The organism is Pseudemcibacter sp., assembly GCF_965661635.1.
In the GTDB taxonomy this organism is placed as follows: domain Bacteria; phylum Pseudomonadota; class Alphaproteobacteria; order Sphingomonadales; family Emcibacteraceae; genus Pseudemcibacter.
Genome location: NZ_CBFIEP010000041.1, coordinates 1 through 15742 on the forward strand (window position 1 = coordinate 1; position 15742 = coordinate 15742).

13 protein-coding genes are annotated in these 15742 nt (G+C 41.3%); 5 read left to right on the top strand and 8 right to left on the bottom strand.

Translation table 11 applies throughout. From position 1 onward, the window contains the following. Window positions 1–197: 197 nt before the first annotated feature. Window positions 198–551, bottom strand: a complete 354-nt coding sequence (locus ACTF6W_RS02735) for a transglutaminase-like cysteine peptidase (RefSeq protein WP_438993003.1) — start codon at window positions 549–551, stop codon at window positions 198–200. Between the two features lie 14 nt (window positions 552–565). Between ACTF6W_RS02735 and ACTF6W_RS02740 the strand changes: the two genes are divergently transcribed. Further along, a complete protein-coding gene (locus ACTF6W_RS02740; protein WP_438993004.1) occupies window positions 566–700 on the top strand; it encodes a hypothetical protein in 135 nt (44 codons plus the stop codon). 101 nt (window positions 701–801) lie between these two features. Here ACTF6W_RS02740 and ACTF6W_RS02745 read toward each other — a convergent pair whose 3' ends face one another. Beyond that, entirely contained in the window at window positions 802–1011 is a 210-nt protein-coding gene (locus ACTF6W_RS02745; RefSeq protein ID WP_438993005.1) for a hypothetical protein, read from the bottom strand. Window positions 1012–1183: 172 nt separating this feature from the next. On the opposite strand from ACTF6W_RS02745, the gene ACTF6W_RS02750 reads away from it, so the two are divergent. After that, window positions 1184–1513 carry a hypothetical protein gene (locus ACTF6W_RS02750; RefSeq protein WP_438993006.1) on the top strand — a complete coding sequence of 110 codons (330 nt, stop codon included), beginning with the start codon at window positions 1184–1186 and terminating at the stop codon, window positions 1511–1513. Here the strand turns inward: ACTF6W_RS02750 and ACTF6W_RS02755 are convergent. The 5 genes from ACTF6W_RS02755 to gltB form a co-directional block, all read right to left on the bottom strand. Next, the gene (locus ACTF6W_RS02755) at window positions 1510–1902 is read right to left on the bottom strand and encodes a DUF983 domain-containing protein (protein ID WP_438993007.1); all 393 of its coding nucleotides are present in this window, start codon (window positions 1900–1902) and stop codon (window positions 1510–1512) included. The two genes, ACTF6W_RS02750 and ACTF6W_RS02755, sit on opposite strands and share 4 nt — an antisense overlap. A gap of 14 nt (window positions 1903–1916) precedes the next feature. Beyond that, window positions 1917–2780: an NAD(P)-dependent oxidoreductase gene (locus ACTF6W_RS02760; RefSeq protein ID WP_438993008.1), complete on the bottom strand. Its 864-nt coding sequence runs from the start codon at window positions 2778–2780 to the stop codon at window positions 1917–1919. 9 nt (window positions 2781–2789) lie between these two features. Next, entirely contained in the window at window positions 2790–3008 is a 219-nt protein-coding gene (locus ACTF6W_RS02765; protein ID WP_438993009.1) for a SlyX family protein, read from the bottom strand. Window positions 3009–3120: 112 nt separating this feature from the next. Next, window positions 3121–4542: a glutamate synthase subunit beta gene (locus tag ACTF6W_RS02770; protein ID WP_438993010.1), complete on the bottom strand. Its 1422-nt coding sequence runs from the start codon at window positions 4540–4542 to the stop codon at window positions 3121–3123. A gap of 2 nt (window positions 4543–4544) precedes the next feature. Beyond that, window positions 4545–9197 (bottom strand): glutamate synthase large subunit, encoded by a 4653-nt coding sequence (gene gltB / locus ACTF6W_RS02775; RefSeq protein WP_438993011.1) that lies wholly within the window; start codon window positions 9195–9197, stop codon window positions 4545–4547. A gap of 391 nt (window positions 9198–9588) precedes the next feature. Here gltB and hrpB point away from each other — a divergent pair, with 391 nt between their 5' ends. The 3 genes from hrpB (at window position 9589) to ACTF6W_RS02790 (ending at window position 15287) form a co-directional block, all read left to right on the top strand. Beyond that, entirely contained in the window at window positions 9589–12096 is a 2508-nt protein-coding gene (hrpB, locus tag ACTF6W_RS02780) for an ATP-dependent helicase HrpB (protein ID WP_438993012.1), read from the top strand. A gap of 371 nt (window positions 12097–12467) precedes the next feature. Beyond that, complete coding sequence (locus ACTF6W_RS02785; RefSeq protein ID WP_438993013.1) at window positions 12468–14309, top strand: ribonucleoside-diphosphate reductase subunit alpha; 1842 nt, start codon at window positions 12468–12470, stop codon at window positions 14307–14309. Between the two features lie 18 nt (window positions 14310–14327). Continuing rightward, on the top strand, window positions 14328–15287 hold the full coding sequence (locus ACTF6W_RS02790) for a ribonucleotide-diphosphate reductase subunit beta (RefSeq protein ID WP_438993014.1): 960 nt from the start codon (window positions 14328–14330) through the stop codon (window positions 15285–15287). Here ACTF6W_RS02790 and msrB read toward each other — a convergent pair whose 3' ends face one another. Further along, window positions 15288–15677, bottom strand: coding sequence for a peptide-methionine (R)-S-oxide reductase MsrB (gene msrB / locus ACTF6W_RS02795; protein WP_438993015.1), 390 nt, complete (start codon window positions 15675–15677; stop codon window positions 15288–15290). It abuts the gene before it with no gap. Window positions 15678–15742 lie beyond the last annotated feature (65 nt).

Consider the following 15742-nt stretch of genomic DNA (forward strand, 5'->3'; position numbering starts at 1 on the left):
ATGAATAGCGCGGTAGCCTTTGGTAAATATACGAAATGAGCGTATATGGGCAAAAAGTTCATCCACTTGATCAGGGGCTGTAGAACTTTCAGCATAAATATTTTTTTCAGTAGCGCCCATTATCTTATAGAATCCAATTTATTTAATATCTTTAGAATGACACAAAATATAATACCAATTAGTTAAAATTTTATACTTTATGATATTTTTTTATGTAGCCACCATGCCTTTTCATTGATTGAATATAGGGGGGTGTAGTGAACAATTTTTTTATGTTCAATTATTTGAGAAATTTGATTATCCAAAACCCAAATTTTATTATCATAATAAACCGCCAATACGGCATGTGCGATGTTTAAGTTTGTATCTTCTACCACGACTATTCGCATTTGATCGCTCGTAAAACCCAACTCTTTAAGCGAATAATATTTTGCAATTGCATAATCCTCACAATCACCGTCTCTATTTAAAAATTGACTTATCGTGGCCCAATAATCTTTTTGTCGCCAATTGGTTATATCTGTAACATATGAAATATTATTCAAATGCATATTATGGCCTTGAAATGAAACATGCCATTACGACACTAATGGGTGAAGTGGATAATGTATATGATCGTCGACCGGTTGTTGCTTTAATGAATTATTTGGAAAATAAGGGCGGGTTCGAAGAATGGCAACATTTCGGAAGGACCACGTAATATATAAAAAAAAGGCGTCTTGTTTAAAAAACAAGACGCCTAGTATAGTACTTATCAGGTATTAAGTACTCAGGGTATAACCTTAGAAAAGATATCCTGAATTATTCAGGGTTATTTGCTTCCCATTCTTTCTCGATTTTATTACGAGACTTGATCATGCCATCTGCAACATAAATGCAAAGGCCGCCTACAAGAACGGTTACAATCATAGCAACAGCAGGTAACAATAAATGCGGCCCTGCGAGCGCAATTGAAACCAACAAAAATAATGTTACGATTCCACATGCGATAAAATTGATTGTATTAGCCATTTTCTTCCTTTTCTTTACTGAGTAGTTTTAAAATATCATTCAATAAATTCATTGACCTAAGTCAATTACTTGGGTTTTTATCAAAAATCAAGGATTTTGCCAAAAGAAATGTTAATAATAATACAGAATGTGTATGAAGGATGTCGTTATTGATGACTTGGTGGATAAGCGAATGAAAAAAATAAAACTAAATGCATTGCAAAACCGAACGCTGGCTTTATTTCAGGAGTTGGCGAAAAGTGAAGAAACATCAGCAAATATTGAAGGATCTGATGATATTTCAATTATGTTCTTACCAACACCGCACGGCGACCATGTTCATATTGGCAGGTTTGTTGTGTCGGCAAAAGATGCAAGTGGTCTTTCCAATGAAACAGTATGGAAAGCATTAGAACGCAAAGGCATGCTAAAATCGGAATTCCCATACCGAATCATCTTAAAACCTCTAGGTCAATCGCAAGAAACGGGTTTGTTCGGTAATTTTGAAGTATCAGACCATTAACGCTGTTCGACGCCCTTAAGCTTCAAATGCCACATCAATCCGAGAACACCACCTTTAATATAAGGTAAAAATAGAAGTGTTAATAAAAGCGTGGCGGTTGGCCAAAAGGCCATTTGCATCCAAAGCTCTGGCTTATAGGTTGCCTCGACTACCACTAGAAGGGGAACAATGATGTGCCCTACGATAAAAATCGTAATGTAAGGTGGCATATCATCCGCACGAATTTCGCTTGTTGGCGCGCTACAATTAGAACAATCTTGGACTTTTAAATAACCGTTGAAGACATTGCCATTGCCACAATGTGGACATGTGCGTTTAAATCCGCGTATAATTGATGTCATTGTTGAATATGCATCACGTGAATAGTTTTGTGTATCTGTTGCAATCATTTTAATACCTGCATTTATTTGTTTAGTAGAGTGATCAATGCTGAAGTATCCCAGCGCCCACCACCACTATTTTGAATTTCTTCATAAAACCCATCAACCATTTTTGTAATGGGTAATGGAATATTTTTTTTCTCGGCTTCTTCAAGAGCAAAGCCGAGGTCTTTTCTCATCCAATCAAGGGCAAAACCAAAATCAAATTCATCGCGAACCATTGTGTTTGAGCGGTTTTCCATTTGCCAGCTTTGTGCAGCCCCCTTGGATATAACGTCTACAACATCATCCGCATTTAAGCCCGATTTCATGGCAAAATTGAGCGCCTCTGAGAGTCCTTGCACGACCCCTGCTATACAGATTTGATTAACCATCTTGGCCAATTGTCCGCTACCTGTTGGCCCTAAAAGCTTGCTTTTCTTAGCATAGCATTCAAGAATATTGGAAATCTTTGAATAGGTGCTTTCTTTTCCGCCAATCATGATGGTAAGCGCGCCGTTCTCAGCTCCGGCCTGACCGCCTGACACCGGCGCATCTAGGAATTCAATTAATTTTTTTTTGGTTTCTTGTTCTAGTTCGCGTGCAAGGTTGGCTGACGTGGTCGTATGATCGACTAAAATACATCCTGAAGACATTCCTGCAATCGCACCATCCTCACCATAAACCACGGAACGCACATCATCATCATTACCCACACAGACAAAGACGATTTCGGCGCCATTTGCGGCTTCTTTTGGGGTCTTACCATAGCGCCCATTATATTCACCAGACCATTTTATCGCTTTTTCAGCTGTACGGTTATAAACACAAACATCATGACCGGCATTTTGTAAATGACCTGCCATGGGATATCCCATTACACCTAATCCTATAAAGCTTATTTTCATATAATTATCCTAATAATGAGGGGGTTTTTCATCCAGTAAACTAGACTTCTCAATTTGGGGATTATTTTCTAAACTTTCAATGCGGGAATTAGCTTTTGTGAGCTGCCCGCCCAAGCGTTCAATCATTGTCCATTGTTCTGAAACCATGTCACTTAAATCGTTAATTTGCTGCTCTTGGTGCGCAATTTTGATTTCAAGTTCGTTAAGTCTATTTTTCAATTCGGTCATAACAATTATCCTTATGCCTCATATAACATGACTGCTTTTTTTTAGCCATAAAAATAGGAAAAGCACCACAATATTTTGCGGTGCTTTTTAGAAACAATAAGAAGAGAAAACTTTATCTCGGTAAGTCTGATTTACCCATTAAAAATTCATCGACAGCGCGGGCCGCTTGACGGCCTTCACGGATGGCCCAAACCACGAGGGATTGACCGCGGCGCATATCTCCTGCGGTGAATATTTTTGGGATATCCGTCTTATAATTACTGACCGGCGCACTAATATTACCCCGATCATTTAGAGCGACGCCAAGTTGTTCTAATAGGCCTTCTTTTACGGGGTTCGTAAAACCCATTGCCAATAGAACCAGGTCCGCATCCATTTCATATTCACTGCCTTCAATTTTATTGAAGTTTTCATCGACTTCATGACATCGAATTGCTTCTACATTGCCATTTTCATCGCCAACAAACTCTGTAGTTGCGATGCTAAATATGCGGTCTGCGCCTTCTTCTTGCGATGTAGAGGTGCGAAAGACATGCGGCCAATGGGGCCATGTGGATCCTTTATCTTCTTTGGCTGGTGGCGCGGCCATAATTTCCAGCTGCGTGACTGAAACGGCACGTTGTCTGAATGATGTGCCGATACAATCTGATCCTGTATCCCCGCCGCCAATAACAACGACTTTTTTACCGCTTGCGACAATATCTTTTACATTTGATAATGGCTCTCCTGCATTGCGACGGTTCTGCTGGGTCAGAAAATCCATAGCATAGTGAATACCGTTTAATTCACGGCCGGGGATGGGTAAATCACGGGGGTGTTCTGCGCCACCCGCAAGGATAACTGCATCATAATGGTCCGCTATTTTAGGGGCAAGTATATCTTTACCAACTTCCATGCTGGTCCAAAAGGTCACGCCCTCACGTTCCATTTGACGCACACGGCGATCTATTAAACTTTTTTCCAATTTAAAATCGGGAATGCCGTAACGTAAAAGACCGCCAGCACGGCGATTCTTTTCATAAACGGAAACATTATGGCCCGCACGCGCCAGCTGTTGCGCGGCAGCCATACCAGCAGGCCCGCTACCGACAACGGCGACTTTTTTATCGGTTTTATTTTCGTTGATGAGCGGCTTAATCCACCCTTTTTCCCACCCTTTATCCACAATTGCACATTCAATTGTCTTGATAGTAACAGGCTGGTCATCGATATTAAGCGTACAAGCAGCTTCACAAGGTGCAGGGCATACGCGACCAGTAAATTCGGGAAAATTATTGGTAGAATGAAGGTTATCAGACGCTTCTTTCCACTCACGGTTCCAAACCAAATCATTCCAGTCCGGAATCATATTATTTACCGGGCAGCCCGTATGACAAAACGGAATGCCGCAATCCATACATCTGCCGCCTTGTTTGGCAACGGCACCATCCGAGAGCGGGTTAATAAATTCATTATAATGTCGAACACGATCGCCAGCTGGTGCATAGGTACGGTCTTGACGTGGTAATTCCATAAATCCAGTAGGTTTTCCCATTTTTATTCTCCTGGTCCTGTATAAGCTGATAATGAGGTTGCGGCGGCGGCCATTTCTTCTAGAGCGCGTTTATATTCAACAGGCATTACTTTGACGAATTTCGGCAAATAACCATCAATATTCGCGAGAATTTTTTTGGCTTGAGCACTGTCTGTATAACGCGCATGATTTTCAAGAAGTTGCACGAGGCGTTCTTTATCGTTACCTGACATATTGCCGCGTAAAACGTCAACGCGTCCGTGTCCCTCTAATTCGCCGGCACCATGTAATTTCGCCATGGCATCTTCTTCTGGTAATGGTTCAAGCTCTACCATTGCAAGGTTACAGCGTTTTTCAAACTCGTCTTCTTCGTCAAGAACGTAAGCGATACCGCCGCTCATGCCGGCTGCAAAATTTCGCCCAGTTGGGCCAATGACTACGATACAACCGCCGGTCATATATTCACAGCCGTGGTCTCCCACCCCTTCAACGACGGCTATGGCGCCGCTGTTTCGAACGGCAAAACGCTCTCCGGCAAATCCACGGAAATATGCTTCTCCATTGATGGCACCAAATAGAACTGTATTGCCGACAATGATGCTGTCTTCTGGGACAATTTTTGAATTTTGCGGTGGATAAACGATCAGCTTACCGCCGCTTAATCCTTTGCCGACGTAATCGTTCGCTTCCCCTTCTAGTTCGAATGTAATACCTTTGGCGACGAATGCACCAAAACTCTGGCCAGCGATACCGTTTAGTTTAATATGAATGGTATCATCCGTAAGTCCTTTGTGGCCATATTTCTTGGCAAGCTCACCTGATAGCATTGCACCCGTCGAACGATCATAATTATGAATATCGGCGCTAATTTGAACAGGCGTTTTATTTTCGAGCGCTTCTTTCGCATCTTCAATTAAACGGCGATCAAGGATGTCATCAATTTCATGTTCTTGCGATTTTGTATTATAAATATCATCGCCTTTTTGTTCCTGAACACGGTGGAAAATTTTTGAAAAATCCAATCCATCGCTTTTCCAATGTGAAATGGCGTCATTTTTATCAAGAAGTTCTGATTTGCCAATGATTTCATTAAGGTTTCTGACGCCCATTTCGGCCATTATTTTTCGCGCTTCTTCGGCAACGAAGAAGAAATAATTAATCACATGCTCTGGCTTTCCGGTAAATTTGCGTCTTAGAACAGGATCTTGTGTCGCGACCCCAACAGGACAAGTATTAAGGTGACATTTTCTCATCATGATACACCCTGATGCTATAAGTGGCGCCGTGGCAAATCCAAATTCATCAGCGCCCAGAAGCGCCCCTATAATCACATCTCGTCCGGTTTTTAATCCGCCGTCGACTTGTACAGAAATACGGTCACGCAGGCGGTTTAAAACGAGCGTTTGTTGCGTTTCAGCAAGTCCGATCTCCCAAGGGGACCCGGCATGCTTAAGGCTGGTAAGCGGGCTTGCACCCGTTCCACCGTCAAAACCTGAAATAGTAAGATGATCTGCTTTGGCTTTTGAAACGCCGGCAGCAACGGTTCCTACCCCAATTTCAGAAACCAGTTTTACGCTTATACGTGCATCTCTATTAACGTTTTTAAGGTCATAGATAAGCTGCGCTAAATCTTCAATTGAATAAATATCATGATGCGGCGGTGGTGAAATAAGACCCACACCAGGCGTCGAATGGCGCACTTTGGCGATAACGGGGTCCACTTTATGACCAGGTAATTGACCGCCTTCACCGGGCTTGGCCCCTTGTGCCATTTTGATTTGAATGTCATCGGCATTAACCAGATACTCTGTCGTCACGCCAAACCGGCCAGATGCAACTTGCTTAATGGCACTTCTTCTTAAATCGCCATTTCTATCCGGTGTAAAACGGTCCGGTTCTTCGCCGCCCTCACCAGTATTGGATTTCCCGCCGATTTTATTCATGGCAATCGCAAGCGTCGTATGCGCTTCGCGGCTGATCGACCCAAATGACATGGCACCCGTTGCAAATCGTTTAACGATTTCAGTGGCACTTTCTACTTCATCGAGTGGGATAGATTTACCTGTTGGTTTAATTTTAAATAAACCACGCGGCGTCATTAATTTCTCGGACTGTTCATTGATGATGCGCGCATATTCATTATATGTTTCCGCGGAATTACCTCGTACGGCATGCTGTAGACTGCTGATGCTATCAGAATTCCATTGATGGGCTTCACCGCGGACACGGACGGCATAATCGCCACCCACATCAAGTGATTTTTTATAAATTAAACTGTCACCATAAGCTTGTGCATGTCGCATGATGGTTTCTTTGGAAACTTCGCGTAAGCCAACACCCTCGATAGCGGACTTTGTGTTGGTGAAATATTTTTCGATAAATTCACTGTTTAACCCGACTGCATCAAAAATTTGCGCGCCGCAATAAGATTGGTATGTGGAAATGCCCATTTTTGACATTACTTTCAGGATACCTTTATTGATGGCTTTTACATATCTGTTCTTTGCAGTTATCGCGTTTACCTCTTCCGGTAATTGCGGCAACATATTTTCTATGGTTTCAAAGGCAAGATAGGGATTAATGGCCTCCGCACCATACCCCGCGAGCGCACAGAAATGATGTACTTCACGTGCCTCACCAGTTTCAACCACTAGCCCTACACTTGTACGCAATCCCTTGCGAATCAAATGATGATGTACGGATGACGTAGCAAGTAAGGCCGGAATAGCAATTTTTTCCGCTGAAACATTTCTATCCGATAGTATGATAATATTATCACCTTCGATAACGGCAACCTCTGCGAGCAGGCAAATGCTTTCGATGGCATTATCCATGCCTTCTGCGCCGAGTTCGGCATTATAGGTGCAATCAACAGTAATAGTTCTAAAGTCATTATCTGGGATATCACCAATGGTACGGATTTTTTCCAAATCCTGATTGCGTAAAATTGGCTGACCGACTTCTAATCTTTTGTGTGTGCCTATACCTTCAAGGTCCAGCAAGTTAGGACGTGGGCCGATGAAGGAAACAAGCGACATTACCGCTTCTTCGCGAATTGGATCAATTGGCGGATTGGTCACTTGGGCAAAACATTGCTTGAAATAAGTGTAAAGCAGTTTTGACTTATCCGATAAGGCGGAAATTGGCGTGTCCGTCCCCATTGAGCCAAGGGCTTCTTGACCACTTGTAACCATCGGCGGAAACAAAAGCTTCATATCTTCTTGTGTATATCCGAACGCTTGTTGCTTTTGTAAAAGATCAGCGCCACTAGAGGGCTGAGGGGCTACCTCGCTTGGCAATTCCTCTAGTTTAATTTGTGTGCGGTTCAATATATCTTGATAATCAAAGGCTGTTGCCATTTCATGTTTAATATCTTCGTCTGAAATGATGCGACCTTCCGCCGTATCAATGAGCAACATTTTACCCGGTTGTAGGCGCCATTTTTGAACGATATTTTCTTCAGGAATTGGCAACACGCCTGATTCTGAGGCCAATATCACCATATCATCATCGGTCACAATATAACGCGCGGGGCGTAGCCCGTTTCGGTCAAGTGTCGCACCGATTTGAATACCGTCAGTAAAGGCGACAGCCGACGGTCCATCCCAAGGTTCCATGAGGGCAGCGTGATATTCATAGAACGCACGCCGTTCTGCGCTCATTAACGGATTCCCAGCCCACGCTTCAGGGATTAACATTGTCATCGCGTGCATGATGCTATAGCCGCCAGCAACCAAAAGTTCTAATGCATTATCAAAGCAGGCGGTGTCGGACAATCCTTCCGGAATGAGGGGCCATAATTTATCAAGATCGTCACTAATAACGCTTGATTTCATATTAAATCGGCGAGACGCCATCCAGTTTACATTTCCACGAACCGTATTAATTTCACCATTATGACAAACCATTCTAAATGGTTGCGCGAGGCTCCACGTAGGGAATGTATTTGTTGAAAAACGCTGATGAACAAGGGCAAGACCGGATTTTACACGTTCATCAAGAAGATCGGTATAATATTCCCCTACCTGTCCTGCAAGGAGCATTCCTTTATAAAGAATGGTGCGGCTTGAACAGCTACATCCATAATAGGCGCTTGTATCTTCTTTCATTTCCAAGACAATATTGGATAGTTGTTTCCGGATAATATAGAGCTTTAGTTCGAAATCACAATTTCGTTTAATGTTATCTGCTTGGCCAACAAATCCTTGGGCAATAAAAGGTTCGGTTGATTTCACATTTTCACTAAATTTGGAATTGTCCGTCGGCACATCACGCCAGCCCAGGAATTTTTGACCCTCTTGGGAGACCAAATCTTCAAAAACGTTCTTAATTTTTTCACGCACTTTTTCTTCGTGCGGCAAGAAAATCATCAGAATGCCATATTCGCCTTCTTTAGGTAAATTAATTCCTATTCTCTTGGTTTCTTCTTGCATGAATTGATCTGGAATTTGTAAAAGAATTCCGGCACCATCACCCGCAAGAGGGTCTGCGCCGACAGCACCACGATGAGTGAGGTTCTCCAAGATTTGCAAGCCTTGTTTTACAATAGAATGACTTTTTACACCTTTAATGTTTGCTAAAAATCCAATACCGCAACTGTCATGTTCGTTTTCAGGGTTATAAAGTCCCTGTGATTTTGGCAGTCCGCGACGATTTAATGGCACCTGAGGGGTCATTTCAATTATCCTTACAAATTTTATTATCAATACACACGTCGCTAAAATTTTTTAAAACATAAAAAAATTTAACGCACTATTAGACCGAGCATCTCGGATCATCGATTCCAACAAGGAATGCATGTTAATCCGTACCCGGTATTTTTGTAGACGATTGCTGCGAACGGTTTCGTTAAACAGGGTTTAACCCGTCATATGCAGCACTCTATAACTGTATCCAAGGGCTATATGTACAGTGTGAAATGAAAAATGCAAGTTTAAAAATCAACAAATCCGCAGAAAATTCTTTTACATGTAATATAAAGGAAAGAATATTTTAGAATATGGTTATAATTCACTTAGATGATTTAGAATATTTACATTGTTGATTAGGACATTTAAACAAGAAGTTATGACTTCACCGTTACCTATTTATGAAATTATTCCTGAAGTAAAAAAGAAAATTTCATCACACAATTCATTGGTTTTACAGGCGCCACCTGGCGCGGGTAAGACGACCGTTGTTCCACTTGAGTTATTAAATGAGCCATTTTTAAAGAATCGCAAAATCATCATGCTGGAGCCGCGCAGATTAGCGGCGAGGGCGGCTGCAAACCGCATGGCGTCCATTCTTGGGGAAAAAGTAGGAGAAACCATCGGGTACCGAGTCCGTATGGAAACCAAGGTAGGCCCAAATACAAAAATTGAAGTTGTTACCGAAGGTATCTTAACGCGACAATTACAGTCTGATCCAGAGCTTAAAAATATTGGCTTAGTCATTTTTGATGAGTTTCATGAACGCTCAATTGAAGCAGATCTCGGCTTGGCTTTATGTCTTGATATTCAGGAAGGTTTAAGAGACGATCTCAAATTGATTATTATGTCTGCGACTTTAGACGGTGATAAAGTATCAATATTAATGGATCATGCGCCCATTATTACCAGTCAAGGTCAAGCTTTTCCTGTTGAAAAGCGGTTCCTGCCGCGAAAACCCAATGAGCGAATTGAACAAGCCATGACATCCGCTATTCTTAAAGCGCTTAATGAAGAAAAGGGCAGCATATTAGCATTTTTGCCGGGCGCAGGAGAAATCGAAAGAGCAAAAAAATTATTAGAAGAAAAGCCGCTGGGTCATAATATATCTATCAATCCCTTATACGGAATGATGAATTTTGCTGATCAAGATAAGGCGATAAAACCCACCAAAAAAGAAGAACGTAAAGTGGTTCTTGCAACGGCAATTGCCGAAACAAGTCTTACCATTGAAGGCATACGTATCGTCATTGATAGCGGCCTTTCAAGAAATGCATTTTATGATACCAAAAGCGGCATGCCAGGCCTTGAAACGAAAATGTTATCAAAAGCGTCCGCCGACCAACGGATGGGCAGAGCAGGAAGATTGGAAGCCGGTGTATGTTACCGGCTTTGGTCAGAAGCCGCAGACCGATCACTTATTCCTTTTACGGTTCCGGAAATAAAACGTGTCGATTTAACGTCACTGGTTTTAAGTTTAAATCAATGGGGGGTACGTAATTTAAGCGATTTAAAATGGTTGGATCAGCCAGATAAAGAGGTCATTGATCGCGCAATAGATTTGCTCAAATCATTAGAAGCATTAAATGATAATGGCATCACAGCATTTGGAAAGAAGATGGCGTCCCTTCCTATGCATCCGCGATTATCACATATGGTGATTAAGGCTGAAGAAATTGGCCACGGTACATTGGCCCTATATATCGCAGCGCTTCTTGAAGAACGCGATATTTTATCTTTAAAGCCGGATCAAAGAACCGCTGATTTGCGCCTTAGAATAGAGGCATTAAATCATATTAAGAAGAACGAAATTACAGAGGCGAAAAAATTAGGGTCTAAAATAACTGTAGCAAAAAGAATTCTTCAACAAGTAAAGATATGGCATAGAAATTTTCGAATGGATGAAGCTTTCGTAGATATTGACAAGACAGGTTTATGCCTATCATTTGCGTTCCCCGATAGAATAGCCGGCTTGCGAAAAGGCTCTGAAGGGGCATATTTGTTATCTGGTGGCCGTGGAGCCAAATTACTGCCAGATGACCCATTGATGATAAATCAATTTTTGGCAGTTGGTTACTTGGATAAAGGTGCGAAAGACGCAAGAATATTTTTAGCGGCCCCAATCGATCGTCAAGACCTTGAGGATTATTTTAATAAGCAGATTGATACCGAACCAAACATATCATGGGACGATCGCTCTAGATCTGTTCTTGCAGAAGAAAAAACACTTCTTGGGAAATCACCTCTTCAAATTGTCAAAATAAATAATCCTGACAGCGATCAAATATCAGAAGCCATGCTCTATGGAATTAGAAAACTTGGTTTATCCATCTTGCCTTGGAATAAAAAGAGTATGGCATTACGCCGCCGCATTGAATTACTTAAAATTCACAATGAAATCACTGTGGATTTTTCCGATCAAGCTTTATTAAATAATATGGAAGAATGGTTGTTGCCCTATTTATATGGTATCTCGACGATTGCCAATTTATCAAAATTAAATATGACAGAGATTTTGAAAAACGCACTTGATTGGCAAGATCAGAAAAAGCTTGATGATTTAACGCCATCACATATTAAAGTTCCAAGCGGCTCGAATGTCAAAATTGATTATGAAGTGAACCCACCCGTGCTGGCGGTGAAATTACAAGAAATGTTTGGTGCCTTAGAAAGTCCCAAAATTGTTAATGGAAAAATCAATCTAACTTTGCATTTATTATCTCCTGCCGGCCGACCATTACAGATCACGACTGATTTAAAAGGGTTCTGGAATTCCTCCTATAAGGAAGTGAGAAAAGAGATGAAAGGACGCTATCCAAAACACCCTTGGCCAGAGGACCCTTTTATTGCAACGCCCACAAAAAAAATAAAGTCAAAAGTCAACTAATATTTTTTTGTTCCCAAGCCCGCAGGAATGTTAACATTTGATATTTTTTAAAAAAAAGCGACATACTAGCTGTTGACAACTTCTATGCACATAAATACCATATCTTGTGTTATTTGGAATTTTGACGGGTGTTGTTCTTGAAAATGTTTATAAAGCAACAGACTAGCTAAAATTGTCGTAATAACCAAGGTGGTCGGTGTTGTGAAATACCAGAAAAGATTGCCATTAAATATACAAGAGACGATATTGAAAAGCCGCGGTTAGGTTCATTTTTTATGATATCTATAGTATGAATTTGGCCTTTTTTAGAGTCGTTTTAGGAAAAGCGTTTTGGCCCGAAGAAATCGGGTTGGATTTATGGGAGTGGAATATTGTCTGCGTCATTGTTAAATGAAACTATTCAAGTAAAAGATCATGCACGTGTAAAAACCGATGATCGAAGAGACGACTTACTTACGGATTTCGGTAAAGCGACCTTAACTGATCGTTATCTTATGCCGGGTGAAACTTTTCAAGATATGTTTGCGCGCGTCGCAAGTTATTATGGTGATAACGAAGCACATTCGCAGCGCTTATATGACTATATAAGTAAGTTATGGTTTATGCCTGCGACACCTGTCCTTAGTAATGGAGGTACAAAACGTGGTCTTCCAATTTCCTGTTTTCTAAACGAAGCAAATGACAGTCTTTCAGGTATTGTAGAACTTTGGAATGAAAATGTATGGCTTGCATCTAAAGGTGGCGGCATTGGCAGTTTTTGGGGTAACCTACGTTCAATAGGTGAGAACGTCAGTACAAATGGTAAAACATCAGGTATTATTCCTTTCATTCGTGTAATGGATAGTCAAACACTTGCTATTTCACAAGGATCACTTCGTCGTGGTTCTGCGGCTGTTTATCTTCCTATTAATCACCCTGAAATTGAAGAATTTGTGGAAATCCGCCGTCCAACCGGTGGCGATCCGAACCGGAAGGCTCTAAATCTTCATCACGGTGTTGCGGTTTCTAATGCCTTTATGCGTGCCGTTGAAAAAGACGATGAATGGGCTCTTGTTAGCCCTCATGACGGTGCCGTACAAAAAACAGTTTCCGCGCGTGAGCTATGGATTAGAATTCTGACGGCACGTATTGAAACGGGTGAGCCTTATATTCTGAATATTGATCATGTTAATGATGCAACACCAGAGCATCATAAGCTTGCGGGCCTTAATGTGAAAACGTCTAACCTTTGTTGTGAAATAACATTACCAACCGGCATCGACCATTTGGGAGAACAACGCACAGCCGTATGCTGTCTTTCATCCATAAACTTAGAAATGTATGATGAATGGAAAGACGAAGAATTATTCATTGAAGATCTCATGCGTTTTCTTGATAATGTTCTGCAAGATTTCATTGACCGTGCTCCTGACAGCATGTCTCGTGCTCGTTATGCTGCGATGCGTGAACGTAGTGTTGGTCTTGGTGCAATGGGTTTCCATTCATTTTTACAAGACCGCATGATCCCATTTGAATCAGTGATGGCACAAGTTTGGAATAAGAAAATCTTTAATCATATTAAAGAGGGCGTGGATAACGCGTCTCGTTTGCTTGCTGAAGAAAAGGGCGCATGCCCAGATGCTGCTGATTACGGTATGATGGAACGTTTTTCTAATAAAACGGCAATTGCACCGACGGCATCGATTTCTACGATTTGCGGTGGAGCTAGCCCTGGAATTGAACCAATTGCAGCCAACAGCTTCACACAAAAAACGCTTTCCGGCTCTTTTAACGTTCGAAATCGTGCGTTAAGAAAATTACTTGAGAAAAAAGGTCAGAACACGGAAGAAGTATGGTCTAATATTACGATTAATGGCGGATCCGTGCAGCATCTTGATTTTCTTGATGATCTTGAAAAAGATGTGTTTAAGACAGCGTTTGAACTTGATCAACGTTGGGTGGTTGAACATTCAGCGGACCGCGCACCAATGGTCGATCAGGCGCAATCTGTGAATATTTTCTTACCGGCGGATGTACATAAACGTGATCTTCATCAAATCCATTTCCAAGCGTGGAAAAAAGGGTTGAAGAGCCTTTATTACTGTCGTTCACTTTCGATCCAGCGCGCAGAAAACTCTAATGCGAATGGTGAAGACGCAAAAGAAGAAATGTTAAAAGCAATGGCAAAGGCTCAAGAATCTTCTGATTATGAAGAATGCTTGTCTTGCCAATAATTAGTTAGGTAAAATACGATGTCATTACTTGTAGAGCGGGTCTCTTATAAACCATTCGAATATCCTTGGGCATATGATGCTTGGCTTACGCAGCAGCGTGTTCATTGGCTTCCAGAAGAAGTACCAATGGCGGATGATATTAAAGACTGGAATATGAAAATTTCGGATACGGAACGCAATTTGCTGATGCATATTTTCCGGTTCTTTACTCAAGCCGATATTGAAGTGAACAACTGTTATATGCAAAAATATAGCCGTGTGTTTAAGCCGACAGAAGTACAAATGATGCTCGCGGCTTTTTCCAATATGGAAACAGTTCATGTTGCCGCTTATAGTCATCTTTTGGATACACTTGGCATTCCGGATACGGAATATGAAGCCTTTCTCGAATATTCTGAAATGAAGGATAAATACGACTACATGCAAATGTGGGGTATTGATACCAATGAAGATATTGCGAAAACGCTCGCTGTTTTTGGTGCCTTCACAGAAGGATTACAATTATTTGCGTCCTTTGCCATTTTGATGAACTTTCAGCGGTTTAATAAAATGAAAGGTATGGGTCAAATTGTAACTTGGTCCGTTCGTGATGAAACGTTACATATGACATCGATAATTAAGTTATTTCATTCTTTCGTTCATGAGAACCCAGAAGTCTGGACTGATGAATTACAACATGATTTAACGGAAGCCTGTAAAACGGTTGTAAAGCACGAAGATGCTTTCATTGATCTTGCGTTTGAAATGGGTGATATCGAAGGCTTAACTGCTAAAGAAGTAAAAGATTATATTCGTTATATTGCGGATCGTCGTTTAACACAGCTAGCGCTAAATCCAATATATTTTGTTGGCAATAACCCACTACCTTGGATGGATGAAATTCTAAATGGTATTGAGCATGCGAATTTCTTTGAAAGCCGTGCTACAGAATATTCTCGTGCTTCCACACAAGGAAAATGGGAAGAAGCGTTCGATTAATTAATCTTTGTTATTTTCAAAATCCAGGGCTGCGCTGTTGATACAATAGCGTAGCCCTGTTGGTTTAGGGCCATCTGGAAACACGTGCCCTAAATGTGCATCACAGTTCGTACATTTAACTTCTTCACGTATCATACCATGGCTTGTATCTCTATGAACTGTTACGGCTTCATTACTATGAGGTTCATAATAACTTGGCCAACCACTTCCGCTATCGTATTTGGTGGTGGATGAAAAAAGTGGAGCATCACAACAAATACAATTATAGGTACCATTTTCTTTATGATTATAATATTTGCCACTAAAGGGATGCTCGGTGCAACCATGACGGGTCACTTGATATGATTCTTCATCAAGTTTTTCGCGCCATTCTTGATCGTTTTTTTTCATAATATTGACATTTCGATATTGTTGATTACCTATGAATACTAACACAAACTAAAAAATAAAAATAA

What these genes read in the sequence shown, in the direction of transcription:
- ACTF6W_RS02750 (WP_438993006.1), top strand. Translation starts at nt 1,184, where the DNA reads ATGAAAAAAATAAAACTAAATGCATTGCAAAACCGAACGCTGGCTTTA.
- ACTF6W_RS02770 (WP_438993010.1), bottom strand. Translation starts at nt 4,542, where the DNA reads ATGGGAAAACCTACTGGATTTATGGAATTACCACGTCAAGACCGTACC.
- hrpB (WP_438993012.1), top strand. Translation starts at nt 9,589, where the DNA reads ATGACTTCACCGTTACCTATTTATGAAATTATTCCTGAAGTAAAAAAG.
- gltB (WP_438993011.1), bottom strand. Translation starts at nt 9,197, where the DNA reads ATGACCCCTCAGGTGCCATTAAATCGTCGCGGACTGCCAAAATCACAG.
- ACTF6W_RS02740 (WP_438993004.1), top strand. Translation starts at nt 566, where the DNA reads ATGAAACATGCCATTACGACACTAATGGGTGAAGTGGATAATGTATAT.
- ACTF6W_RS02735 (WP_438993003.1), bottom strand. Translation starts at nt 551, where the DNA reads ATGCATTTGAATAATATTTCATATGTTACAGATATAACCAATTGGCGA.
- ACTF6W_RS02760 (WP_438993008.1), bottom strand. Translation starts at nt 2,780, where the DNA reads ATGAAAATAAGCTTTATAGGATTAGGTGTAATGGGATATCCCATGGCA.
- ACTF6W_RS02765 (WP_438993009.1), bottom strand. Translation starts at nt 3,008, where the DNA reads ATGACCGAATTGAAAAATAGACTTAACGAACTTGAAATCAAAATTGCG.
- ACTF6W_RS02790 (WP_438993014.1), top strand. Translation starts at nt 14,328, where the DNA reads ATGTCATTACTTGTAGAGCGGGTCTCTTATAAACCATTCGAATATCCT.
- ACTF6W_RS02755 (WP_438993007.1), bottom strand. Translation starts at nt 1,902, where the DNA reads ATGATTGCAACAGATACACAAAACTATTCACGTGATGCATATTCAACA.
- msrB (WP_438993015.1), bottom strand. Translation starts at nt 15,677, where the DNA reads ATGAAAAAAAACGATCAAGAATGGCGCGAAAAACTTGATGAAGAATCA.
- ACTF6W_RS02745 (WP_438993005.1), bottom strand. Translation starts at nt 1,011, where the DNA reads ATGGCTAATACAATCAATTTTATCGCATGTGGAATCGTAACATTATTT.